The organism is Flagellimonas cixiensis, from assembly GCF_042134615.1.
In the GTDB taxonomy this organism is placed as follows: domain Bacteria; phylum Bacteroidota; class Bacteroidia; order Flavobacteriales; family Flavobacteriaceae; genus Flagellimonas; species Flagellimonas cixiensis.
The window spans coordinates 1686327-1698586 of the sequence record NZ_CP169639.1 but is presented as its reverse complement, the minus strand read 5'-3'; the positions used below and the strand labels follow the sequence as shown (position 1 = coordinate 1698586).

Here is a 12260-nt window from a genome sequence, read left to right as displayed (position 1 = left end):
GGCTGGGTTGTGAAATATTACTTTTTTCCACTGTTCATCATGGCCAAAACGGCGACAACAAGAACGACAACCACAAGGGCAAACACACCTATCATCCAAATGCCATTTTCCCAAGCTACTAAAGGAATTATGTTGTTGAGTGTTTTCATAATGTATACATGCTTAGTTGGTCATAAATTTAATTGTATATGCTTTGGTCAAAAAATGATAATTGTCATCTAACCAATTTCTTAAATAAAAAAAGCCGCTCGAAGAGAGCGGCTTTTCTTTAATCAACCAACCAAAAAACCTAGTTTTTAGTCTTGCATGTATTTATCCCAAAAAGGGTGTACAACGGACAAAAACTAATTAAACTTGTCAAAACAAAAATCGCTGCCAGTGCCAATAACACATAGGCGAAGGTTCCTGTAATTATATTAAAATAGAATAGGGCCACTACTACAAGTGCCAAAATTATTCGAATCATGCGGTCTGCACCGCTCATGTTTTTTTTCATAACGTATGATTTGTGGATTACTATGCTGTTTCGAAATTCTAAATCATTCTATTCTACATTGTTTCAATCTCTTACTCCAAAATTAGGGTTTGCCGTTGCACTAAATAGTAACATTGGTTACATAGGCCACATTATTTTTGTTGTAATTTTAAGTTTGACAAAAAATGCACGACATAACCCAATATGATGCAAGATTATTTTGATGCTTTGACCAGCGGTTTTGTGGGCACTCTTAAATGGACTTGGAGGTCCATTCTGTTCGACGTGCCTTGGTACAATAATTATTTTTGGGGATTGATATTGATTTCACTTCTTGTTTGGAGTCTCGAAATTCTTTTTCCATGGCGAAAGGAACAATCCATTTTTCGTAAAGACTTTTGGTTGGATGCATTTTATATGTTTTTCAACTTTTTCATTTTTGCAATCATTATTAGTGGAGTGTATAAATTCCTTGGAGTGCTTTTTAAGGACATTGGAATTAGTGCTACTGCTTTAACTATTGTTGATATTGCACATTGGCCGCAATGGTTACAATTGGTTGTCTTTTTTATCGTGTTGGATTTTGTACAGTGGTTCACCCATGTGCTTTTGCACAAATATCCTGTGCTTTGGCAGTTTCATAAGGTGCACCATAGTGTTAAGGAAATGGGATTTGCCGCGCACTTGAGGTATCATTGGATGGAAAACATCCTCTACAAACCTTTAAAAACTATTGGGGTAATGGTATTGGGTGGTTTTGAGCCTGAGCAAGCCTTTATTGTTCATTTTGCGGCTATTGCCATCGGGCATTTTAACCACGCCAACATTAAACTCACCTATGGCCCTTTAAAATATATTCTCAACAATCCCGTGATGCATTTGTACCATCATGCGTACACTATTCCTGAAGGTTCTTATGGAGTGAATTTTGGAATCAGTTTGAGTATTTGGGATTACATCTTCAAGACCAATTACATCCCTGAAGCAAGTGGTAAAATTGAACTTGGATTTCCAGGGGATAAAAAATTGCCCAAAGATTTTTGGGGGCAATTGTTTTACGGTTTCAAAAAAGAAAAGTAGGAATCAACGCTTCAGAGGGGTAAACTCAATTTTTTAATGCCGTCTTTAACTAAGGAGCGTCATCGGCGCCTTGATGTTCAAAGCTAACCGATGAACGTTCCTTATCCACAATCACATCGTTGATTCTGTCTGTATTTTAATAGGCCCATCTTCCGTAACCGCCCCTTAGATCGAAGATCTTGGTAAAGCCCATGCTGACCAATTTTCTAGCGGCCTGTTGACTTCTATTACCAGATTGACAATAAATATAAATGGGTTTGTCCTTTTTGTATTTTGAAAAAGCTGCGGCAAATGCAGATCCTTTGAAATAATCGATATTGCTGGCTCCTTTAATATGACCGCCCATAAATTCGGACTTGGTCCTTACATCTACCAATTGCACCTTTCCTTTAGAAATGGCTTCGTGGTATTCTTCTCCATCCAATATTTGAATTTCTTCCGGAAGTGTTCTTTTGAACAACATGCTTAATAATGACATATACTATTTATTTTATGCCACTAAAGTATCTTGGATCTGTGTGATGGTCAGTAACGATTGTTACACAAGAAGTTATCTATGAAAACTTTTTAATTTCTTACCCAATCGCTGTAACCTCCGGAGTAGTCAAAGACTTTTGTAAACCCTTTATCTTGAAGAATATTTGCCGCATAAGCACTTCGTGAACCCACTAAACAATACACATAAACTGGCTCATCCTTGTCCAAAGTCTCTATTTGCTTTAAAAAGTTGCTTTGGTTGCTCAAATCAAAGTTCACTGCTTCTTCAATATGACCAGCTTTGTATTCTCTTGGGGTTCTTACATCAACAAGTTGCACCTTTTTTCCAATGACTTCGGTTGCAATCACTTGCTTATCTACCTTGGTGATGGATTTTTCTTGCTGTGATTGACATGAGGCAACATTGGCAAAAACGGCCATGAACAATACCCATTTGATCAACTGCTGCATGCTCACTTATTTTAAGGTTGTTGGACAAACATAATCTGTCACTGGAATTCCTGATTTTTTAATATCCGCAAAACCTCCTGCAACATCCACCAAATTATGGATTCCCCTACTTTTAAGAATTGATGAGGCAATCATACTTCGATATCCTCCGGCGCAGTGAACATAAAAAGTTTCCTTTTCTGGAAATTCGGCCAAGTGGTCATTTAAAAAGTCCAAGGGAGTCAAGTGCGCATCTTTCACATGCTCCGCTTGGTATTCCGTTTCTTTACGTACATCAAAAACAGGCACTCCTTCTTCTACTTTTGTTTTAAATTCCTCAGCATTTACACTAGTTACGGTATCTACTTCTTTTCCTGCTTTTGCCCAAGCATCGATTCCGCCTTTCAAATATCCCAGCGTTTTATCAAATCCAACTCTAGAAAGCCGAGTAATGGTCTCCTCTTCCCTTCCTTCAGGAATTACCAAAAGAATGGGTTGCTCCACATCAGCAATCAAAGCGCCTACCCATGGGGCAAAACTACCATCCAAACCAATAAAAATGGATCGTGGCACATGGCCTTTCGCAAATTCATCTTGATGGCGCACATCCAAAACTACTGCTCCAGTCTCATTGGCCGCAACTTCAAAAGCTTCTGGTGTCAAGGCCTGTGTACCTCTTTCAATAATGGTATCGATATCCTCATACCCCTCCTTGTTCATTTTAACATTGAGTGGGAAATATTGAGGTGGTGGCAACAAACCGTCCGTCACCTCCTCGATAAATTCATCGCGGGTCATATCAGCCCTAAGTGCATAATTCATTTTTTTCTGGTTGCCCAAGGTGTCCACAGTCTCTTTCATCATATTCTTGCCACAAGCCGAACCAGCTCCGTGGGCCGGATATACAATTACGTCATCGGCCAAAGGCATTATTTTGGTTCGAAGACTATCGAACAACGTCCCTGCCAGTTCTTCCTGCGTCATATGTGCTGCCTTTTGGGCCAAATCGGGTCTTCCAACGTCTCCCAAGAACAAAGTGTCTCCACTAAAAATGGCATGGTCTTTCCCGTTTTCATCTTTCAATAAATAGGTGGTGCTCTCCATGGTATGCCCTGGCGTATGCAATGCCGTGATGGTTACTTTACCCAATTGAAATTCCTGTCCATCTTCTGCGATGATGGCATCAAAGGCAGGTTGGGCGGTTGGACCATAAATAATTGGCACGCCTGTTTCTTTGGAAAGGGTTACGTGACCACTCACAAAATCGGCATGAAAGTGGGTTTCGAAGATATATTTGATGGTGGCACCAGCTTCCTCCGCTTTTTTAATGTAGGGTTGCACCTCTCTTAGGGGGTCAATGATCGCTGCCTCACCTTCACTCTCTATATAATATGCCCCTTGGGCCAAACATCCTGTATAAATCTGCTCTATTTTCATGTGATTATGGTTTTGGTCAAAAATAAAATTGTGATACCAAAAGTTCAGTGACCAAAGTTACAAACTCTTGGTTTTAGATTGTAATGAGACTTTTCGCTGGATTCCTGTTCGTTCTTTTGGATTAGAACAACATTCCACTGCATCAAAGGTTTGGGCGAACAGGTTTTCTTCCCCCAGCAAATCAATGATGCCGCTACTGTATAAAATGTCTCTCGTGGGACCAATGGCTCCGGCAATTAAAAATTGGATGCCTTTTTCGCGTAGTTCCAAAATAATTCGCTCCAGCAATACAGTGGCACTGCTATCAATATAATTGATAGGTTCTGCATTGAGAACCACAAATTTTAGTGCTGGGCCTTTCTTTTCAATTTCTTTATAGAGTTGTTTTTTGAAATAATCCTTGTTCCCAAAATACAATTGGGCATCAAAGCGTAAAATAAGTTTATCATCATCTACTAAAACATCTTCAGAAAACCGATTGACATTTTTAAAATAATGAGTGTCCTTTATACGGCCTAAAATGGCAATATGGGGATGTGATATTCGGTACACCAACAATAAAAGTGACAATAAAACTCCCAGAATAATTCCTTCAATCAAACCTATGGAGAGTGTCATGATGAACGTTGCAACCAATAACAAAAATTCATCTTTTCTGTTTTTCCACAGCATTAAAGGATATTGCAAATCTATGAGACCAAAAACAGAAACGATAATGATGCCTCCCAATGCAAAGGTGGGCAAATTATAGAAAAGGGGGGTTAAAAAGAGCAATACACCTGCTATAAAAATTGTACTAAAAACCAATGAAAGACTGGTTTTAGCTCCTGCTTCATCGTTCACCGCACTTCTGGAAAAACTGCCCGAAACGGAGAATGATTGGAATAAGGAACCCAAAATATTGGACAATCCCAATGCTCTGAGTTCTTGATTGGCATCAATTTCATACTCAGGATGTCTTTCTTCTATTGTTTTTGCTATGGAAATGGATTCCATAAACCCAAAAAGCGCCACCGTAAGGGCTATCGGCAAAAATTTACCAATTTGGTCCCATTGTGCAACGGGAAGCTGAAATTTGGGCAATCCTCTTGGAATATTACCTACTATTTTAATTCCCTTGGCTTCCAGGCCGAACAAAACAACGGCCAAAATTCCCAAAACCACAATAAGCAAAGGTATGGGCAATCTTTTGTTGACTTTTCGAAGCACTACAATCAAAAGGATTACGGTTACCCCCATGATCAATGTCAAAAAATTTACATTGCCAAAACTTCCAAAAATATTGCTTAAAAGCACATGTATTTTTCCCGATTGGGGCAAACTCACCCCTAAAATATATTTGAGCTGACCCAATCCTATTAAAATGGCCGCTGCTGAAGTAAATCCATTGATTACGGGCTTGGAAAGAAAATTGACGAACGACCCCATTTTTAAAAAACCAAATAACAACTGCACCAATCCGATGAGCAAGGTCAAGAAAATAACCGCAGAAATATAAGCTCCCTCTCCCGATAATTGCATGGCTCCGATACCGGCGGCCACCAATAAGGAATCCATGGCAACAGGACCAACGGCCAATTGTCTTGAGGTTCCCGTCAATGCATAAACGAATTGAGGCACCAATGCCGCATACAAGCCATAAATGGGGGGCATTCCAGCAATTAGGGCGTAGGCCATTCCTTGGGGCACCAACATAATGCCCACAGTGATACCCGCCACTAGATCCCCATAAAAATAGGAACGATTGTAGTTGGATAAAGAGGATAAAAAAGGAAGAATCCTTTTGATCATCTGATTGGTTTTATGCAAAAATAGAATGCCCGTGGGCTATTTTCAGTAACAAAGGCTACATTACAGGTCGGTCACATGAATATAACTCCGATGCAACACTACTTTCTTCATTTTTTCAAGTTTCTTCAACAACCTGGAAACCACTACCCTTGAGGTATGTAAATCGTAGGCTATTTCTTGGTGGGTGCTGTGAATTTTATTGTCGTTGGTCACTTCCACTTTCTTTTTAAGGTAGTCCACCAAACGTTGGTCTAAATTTTTGAATGCAATATTGTCCACAGTTTGCAACAACTCGTTCAATCGGTTATGGTAACTATCGAACACATAATTGCGCCAACCTTTATATTTTCCCATCCATTCTTCCATTTTTTGAACGGGCACCATCATAATCTTGGTATCGGTTTCGGTAATGGCACGGATTTCACTTTTGGTTTGTCCCATACAACAGGCCATGGTCATGGAACAGGTTTCACCTTGTTCCAAATAATACAGAAGCAGCTCATCTCCTTCTTCGTCTTCCCGCAATACTTTTATGGCGCCAGACAACAACAATGGGATACTCCGAATATACTGGCCAATATCCATAATAGTCTCGCCTGCTGGGACTTCTAAAATTTTCCCCACCTCAACAATCTCATCAATCAGGGGTTGTTCAAAATATTTACTAAAGACGCCTAAAAGTTCTTCTTCCATAGTGTTCCAAATGCAGCTCTAAGGTAAGTATTTTGATACAACTGTCCCACGACTATAAGGGTGATAAAAAATAGACCTGCACCAATGATGCAGGTCCGTGACAAACTAAATTACTGAATTTGAATCTACTTAAACTTTATTTTATGGGAGTCCCTTTTATTTCCTTTGAAATAGGCTGTCCCAATATTTTTAGAATGGTCGGGGCGATTTGATTGGAATATAACTGCTCGTCTTGTTTTACTTCGCCCAAGACCTCAACATTCTTACCGAAAGCTACCAACCAAACTTGATCTGCTCCTTTTACATCACTGCCATGGCCTCTCCAAGTATCCAAAGGTTGGGTTCCTCTACCATGGTCTGTTGTGATCATAAAAACGGTTTGCTCTTTATAAAATTCATCCTGTTGGGTGAATTCCCATAAGTCTTTGATCAAGGTATCAGTATTGTGTGCGGATTTTAAATAAGCCTGATAATCGCCATCGTGGGCAAAATCATCTGTTTCACCGTAAGAGACAAAAACCAACTTAGGATGTTCCTTTTTCATATGCTCCAAGGCATAATGATGGGTAAAGGCATCCAAACGCACGCTGCCCCATGGACTCGGAATCTGATCTTGTAAATCATTCAGGAATTTCTCCTTCTCTGTCAAATCACCCATTGCTTCCTCAAATCCTGCATTCACAGGAACCCCAGAACGCTCTTCGTTCACAATAAATGGGAATACGTCCCAACTACCAAAGGCTGCAACTTTGCCTTTTCCTTCAGATGTATTGTTGAAACGCTCCAAAATGGTGGTATTGGGGTTTTGTATTTTATCATTGCTTTGGATATGTTCATCATCCGCCGTACCCGTCAAAATTTCGTTGTACCCAGGATAGGAAAACCACATGGAATTGGTCAAATTCACTTTACTACCCAAGTTTCTGTTCCCATGTATTTGACCCATTTTTTCCACTTGATTCCAGATAAAAGGCATCAAGGCTACTCTTCTTTCTTCTGGAGTGTCTTTCCAAAAGGCTCCTTTTAGCATTTCAACATTATGGACATACGCTTTGTTCCCCACCAAAAGGGAATCCGCTCCGGTGAACAATTCTTGCCAACGAAAACCATCCAATGTGATCAAAATCACCTTGGTGTCATCTGCATTTTGTGCTTGAATATTGAAAATCGCTGCTACAGCAGCCATCAAAAGCAAAATCTTATTTTTCATTTTCTTCCTTTGTTTTAAATGATGCTATTTCGGACCAATCGCTCCAATTTAGGTTTTGGTCACGATACCTCACCCTCCAAAAATAGGTGGTGCCCTGTTTTAATCTTTTGGTTTGCTCATCGGTAAGATCGTCCTCCTTTTGACGGTCTTCTTTGTAATACCAGTTTTCAAATTGTTTCCAGCTGTCCAAGGCCAGCTTTTCAAAATCTTCGGTTTCTGAAACTTGCCAATGTGCCGCAGCGTGAAATGCCCCGCTCAACGAACTTGAAAATTCACCAGCTTTCAAGGTAGCAAAATCATCAGTCACCACCATGTTGTTTATTGGCGAGATGATTTTTGGTGCTTCAGGCTTTTTTTCCAATCGCCAAATGGTGATGCTATCGCGAAGTTCATTTTCTCTGGACTCGATAGTATTTCCTCTACTAATTCTTTTGATGGTGAATTTTGGGTCATTTCGGTTGCCATCTACTTCGACCATAACAAAACCATATTCGTCTTGGGTAACGGTGAACTCATCATAATCCCTGCCTTCAAATTCACCCCAATTGTCGATGGCACCTCCCGCGGAGGCCACATTGATCCAAAGGTGCTTGTGATCTCTGGATTGACCTCGGGAATATCCGTGGGTATGACCAAAAAAGTGGATGCTCGGCTTGCCTGTTTTGGTGGAGAATGCTTCCAACATTTTCACCACTTTTCCCGTGGATTCTTCTTCCCCTGGAATCCAAAGTTCGGATTTGTGAGGATGGTGCAATTGGGCAAACACAAAGTCGATGTTATCGTCCTTTTCGGTTTCTTCCAAGACTTTTTCCAACCATTTGTATTGTTCCCCGAGATCCCGGTAGCCGTCATTGGAATTTAAACCGATAATTCGGGTATTGCCATAATCTTTGTACCACCAATGCTCAGCATAAGCTGGGGTTCCATTTTCAGGCAAGCTGAAATATTTAAAATAAAAAACAGAATTCCGCTCATGGTTTCCCAACACGGGATAAACAGGCACTTCTGAAAAGAGTTTTTGTGCTGGGTCGAAGAAATGTTCTTTCCATTGGTAATATTTGCTCCCGCTTTGTACCAAATCCCCAGGAATCATCACCATGGCCAAATTGTCTGGCAATTTGCCGCCGTGTTCTTTTTCCAAATATTGAAGCAATCCCTGATTCACAATTTCAGAAAACTTGTTGGGCTGTTGGCTATCGTATTGCATATCGCTCATGGCCACTATGTTGAAACTTTCCTCATCACTAGAAAATGGAGGGGTCTTAAACTGGAAAATATCGGATTTCGCCTTTCCTGTTTTCACACGATAGTAGTATTCCGTGAATCGCTTTAGACCTACCAATTTAACGGTATGCACCCTGGATTCGGAGAAATTGATATCCTCGGCTTTTCCAGAGGTCTTTTTACCCAATTTTTCGGTGGTACCCCACTCCACAATACTTTCTTCTCCACTTGTAGTTTCCCACATGATCACTATGGAATTAGGTTCGGCATCTTGAAGATAGGGTTGTACTAAAATTTGGGGGTCAGTTTGGGCAGTGAGTTGCATCACTCCCACAAAAAATAGAATAAACAGTTGGTTGATTTTTTTCATTAGGCTATCGCATTGGTTTTTAAAAAGGCACAGTTCAATATTTCAAATGCCTTTTCGAGTTCTTCTCTAGTTATGGTCAATGGTGGGGAAAGTTGCAGAACATTTCCTTTGGAAACTTTAAAGCTCAATCCTTGTTTTAAGCAGTCGTACATAATTTCCTCGGCTTCGGCGGTTGCTTTTTGTTTGGTGGTTCTATCGGTGACCAATTCGATGCCCCACAAAAGTCCGACGCCGCGAATATCCCCAATCAAGGAATATTTTCGGTGCATTTTGTAAAGGGACTTTCTCATAATTTCTTGGTCCTCCTTTACTTTTTGAAGTAGATTTTCTTCTTCAATTACCTCCAATAGGGTCAATCCTGCGATGGAGCCCAATGGACTCTTTTCATGGGTGTAATGTCCCAATGAAATATCCCCAAACTTGTTGTACTCTTCTCGAGTGACTATGGCAGCTTGCGGAATAATGCCTCCGCCCAGACCTTTGCCCAAACACAGAATGTCAGGTTCTATGCCAAACAATTCATACGCGAACATTTTGCCTGTTCGTCCAAACGCGATTGGAATTTCATCCAAAATAAGTAGGACTCCATGTTTTGTGCATAGCTCGCGAGCACCCTTCCAAAATTTTTCTGACGGAATCTGCACATCGGTATTGCGAATGGTCTCGGCCAAAAAAGCCCCAATTTGGTTGTCCTTTTCCAAAACATATTCCAAATATTCGAGGGCTTTGGCCTCGTTCCCTTCAAAAATGCCGCGATAGGTAATTGGTGGAGGAATTCGTTCAATTCCTGGCATCATTGGCCCCATATGTTCTTGAAAAATGAATTCACCACCGACACTTATGGCATCCAAATTAGCGCCATGGAACGAATCCCAAAAAGAGACCACCTTGTGTTTTCCTGTAACGGCCCGAGCTAATTTGAGGGCAATTCCAATGGCTGAGCTGCCATTTGGGGTCAATAAAATTCGGTTGAGTCCTTTTGGCGTATAAGATGTAAGTTTTTCTGCAAATTGAATGGCTGTTTCGTTGGCATATCTTCGGGTGGAAAATGTCAAACCTTGAAGTTGTTCGGTTAAGTGAGCTACCATTTTTGGGTGTGAAAACCCAATTTGATGCACATTGTTCCCGTGAAAATCCAAATATTTTTTCCCAGATACACTTTCTATGTACGAGCCTTCACAATTTTTGAGCACATCCAAACAAGGGGTCGACATGGATTGATGCATAAAGTATTTGGCATCCTTTTCCAACAATTCCTTGGTTTCTGTACTCACTTCATTTTGCAACCACTCCTTTCGTGCAGGAGTCAGGTTGATATCGCCTTCCACAACAGATTCTGAGTTGTGCATATTGCGTTTTTGGTTCATTTATTAATTATTTTCTCTATACAAATGATTTGCAGGGATGATTTGTTTTGCGGTGTTGGGGCCTTTGTATTTGACATCTAAATGATAGCCGCCACCTCCATTAAAAAACTCCACACGCACCAAATGTTTTCCTTTGGTCAAATCCAAGGAACCGCTGCGCTCCATTACCCCATGGTCGCCATCATTATCCACGATTTCGGTACCGTTTATGTAAAGTTTGCTACCATCATCGCTATTGGTAAAGAAAGTATAATTACCCTCTTCCAAAATATCCAAGTAGCTTTCAAAAACCACGGCAATCTCCTCTTGAGGTTTGTCTTCTGAAAGTGCTTGTTTGTGTGAAAATTCGGTTACAAATCCCTCATAAGAAGGATTCAAAGTTGTAAAATCAGGCAATTTGACGATGCCGCTTACTTCATAGGTTTGAAATTTGACTGCATCTTCTTTCGATTCGGGAACTATTCTAAAATTACCTTCTGCAATCGTGCTCACCAATTGACCTTGTTGAAAAATCCCAGCTTTGATGATGCTGGTCTCTCTTAAATAGAAAGTATCCTGATAGGCTTGACTATTTTCCATAGAGGGCACTTCAGCGCCAATGGTGTATCGAATTTCTCCGACATTATTGGGGTTTTGAATCACTACACCTACGGAATCCGCTTTAAAAACCCCTCCAGCAGGTTCAAAATAACCCGCATCCGGAAGAATTTTGGGGTGGGTGATTTGTTCTTTGCGCTTGTAGATCAATTTTGCGGCTTCGTTGCCTATAAATGCTCCTTTTACAGGTCGACCAATCCAAGCTTGGGGCGTTTTCAACCCCATGGCATAGGCAACGGTCGGCGCGTTGTCGTATTGATACACGGTTTCCTCAATGGCGTACCCTTTTTTGATGCCAGCTCCGTACAAAATGAAAGGAATTTCCATTTCGGCCAAGCTTTCTCCGCCATGGCCAAATCCCAATCCACCATGATCGGCAGAAACAATGAACATGGTTTTTTCAAAGATTCCAGCTTGTTTGGTGGCATCCACAATTTCAGCGATCAACGAATCAGCCTTTTCAACCGATTTGTAATACTCTGGACTTCCGTGACCCAAAGCATGGCCTGCATGATCGACATGATCCAGGTGCACAAAGGTGAACTTTGGGGTATGTTCCTTAATGTAGTTAATTGCTGCTTGGGTGGTTTTGTCCTCGTGGTCACCGTCAATATCAAAATCAACGTCAGATTTCTCGAACAAACGACCAAATCCATCCCAATCGTAAATGGCACCTACGTGGGCATCCGGTTGTTGATCTTTAAAAAGAGTGAAAATTGTTGGAAAGGTTCCATTTTCTGTTTGTACTACGGGTGGTAATTGATGATCGAATTTTTCCCAACCATTGGAGGTCACCCCGTGCTGTTCGGTATCGGCACCCATGATCATACTGGCCCAGTTTGGACTGGAACTAGATGGAAGTACCGATCTTGCATGTAGGGTTGCGGCTCCATTTTGGATCATGGAATCCAACATTGGGGTGTTAGCTTTTTGGATACCATTTGGACTCATGCCATCGATTCCGATGACAATGATATGATCAATTCCCTTTGGAGTTGCCTCTTTATGAGAAGAACAAGACCACAGAAACAAAGTTCCCATGGTCATGATCATTGCTATATTAAACTTCTTAAAATACATTGACATACC

General features: G+C 40.8%; 12 protein-coding genes. 1 reads left to right on the top strand and 11 read right to left on the bottom strand.

Going from position 1 to position 12260, the window contains the following annotated elements:
* Nucleotides 1-17: 17 nt before the first annotated feature.
* Nucleotides 18-149, bottom strand: a complete 132-nt coding sequence (locus ABT310_RS07555; RefSeq protein WP_375323298.1) for a hypothetical protein — start codon at nt 147-149, stop codon at nt 18-20.
* A 140-nt stretch (nt 150-289) separates the two neighbouring features.
* A complete protein-coding gene (locus tag ABT310_RS07550; protein ID WP_375323297.1) occupies nt 290-496 on the bottom strand; it encodes a DUF2892 domain-containing protein in 207 nt (68 codons plus the stop codon).
* A 186-nt stretch (nt 497-682) separates the two neighbouring features.
* Between ABT310_RS07550 and ABT310_RS07545 the strand changes: the two genes are divergently transcribed.
* Nucleotides 683-1555 carry a sterol desaturase family protein gene (locus ABT310_RS07545; RefSeq protein ID WP_375326159.1) on the top strand — a complete coding sequence of 291 codons (873 nt, stop codon included), beginning with the start codon at nt 683-685 and terminating at the stop codon, nt 1553-1555.
* A 136-nt stretch (nt 1556-1691) separates the two neighbouring features.
* On the opposite strand, the gene ABT310_RS07540 is transcribed toward ABT310_RS07545, so the two are convergent.
* From ABT310_RS07540 to ABT310_RS07500, 9 genes are all read right to left on the bottom strand, one after another.
* Nucleotides 1692-2033 (bottom strand): rhodanese-like domain-containing protein, encoded by a 342-nt coding sequence (locus tag ABT310_RS07540; protein WP_375323296.1) that lies wholly within the window; start codon nt 2031-2033, stop codon nt 1692-1694.
* 89 nt (nt 2034-2122) lie between these two features.
* Nucleotides 2123-2503, bottom strand: a complete 381-nt coding sequence (locus ABT310_RS07535; RefSeq protein WP_375323295.1) for a rhodanese-like domain-containing protein — start codon at nt 2501-2503, stop codon at nt 2123-2125.
* Nucleotides 2504-2509: 6 nt separating this feature from the next.
* Nucleotides 2510-3919: a rhodanese-like domain-containing protein gene (locus tag ABT310_RS07530; protein ID WP_375323294.1), complete on the bottom strand. Its 1410-nt coding sequence runs from the start codon at nt 3917-3919 to the stop codon at nt 2510-2512.
* Between the two features lie 57 nt (nt 3920-3976).
* Nucleotides 3977-5710, bottom strand: coding sequence for a SulP family inorganic anion transporter (locus ABT310_RS07525; protein WP_375326128.1), 1734 nt, complete (start codon nt 5708-5710; stop codon nt 3977-3979).
* A 60-nt stretch (nt 5711-5770) separates the two neighbouring features.
* The gene (locus ABT310_RS07520; protein ID WP_375326127.1) at nt 5771-6403 is read right to left on the bottom strand and encodes a Crp/Fnr family transcriptional regulator; all 633 of its coding nucleotides are present in this window, start codon (nt 6401-6403) and stop codon (nt 5771-5773) included.
* Between the two features lie 136 nt (nt 6404-6539).
* The gene (locus ABT310_RS07515) at nt 6540-7613 is read right to left on the bottom strand and encodes an alkaline phosphatase family protein (protein WP_375326126.1); all 1074 of its coding nucleotides are present in this window, start codon (nt 7611-7613) and stop codon (nt 6540-6542) included.
* Nucleotides 7603-9207 (bottom strand): fibronectin type III domain-containing protein, encoded by a 1605-nt coding sequence (locus tag ABT310_RS07510; protein ID WP_375326125.1) that lies wholly within the window; start codon nt 9205-9207, stop codon nt 7603-7605. The genes ABT310_RS07515 and ABT310_RS07510 overlap by 11 nt, the downstream gene beginning before the upstream one ends.
* The gene (locus tag ABT310_RS07505; RefSeq protein WP_375326124.1) at nt 9207-10574 is read right to left on the bottom strand and encodes an aspartate aminotransferase family protein; all 1368 of its coding nucleotides are present in this window, start codon (nt 10572-10574) and stop codon (nt 9207-9209) included. The genes ABT310_RS07510 and ABT310_RS07505 overlap by 1 nt, the downstream gene beginning before the upstream one ends.
* A 3-nt stretch (nt 10575-10577) precedes the next feature.
* The gene (locus tag ABT310_RS07500) at nt 10578-12257 is read right to left on the bottom strand and encodes an alkaline phosphatase family protein (RefSeq protein ID WP_375326123.1); all 1680 of its coding nucleotides are present in this window, start codon (nt 12255-12257) and stop codon (nt 10578-10580) included.
* Between the last annotated feature and the right edge of the window lie 3 nt (nt 12258-12260).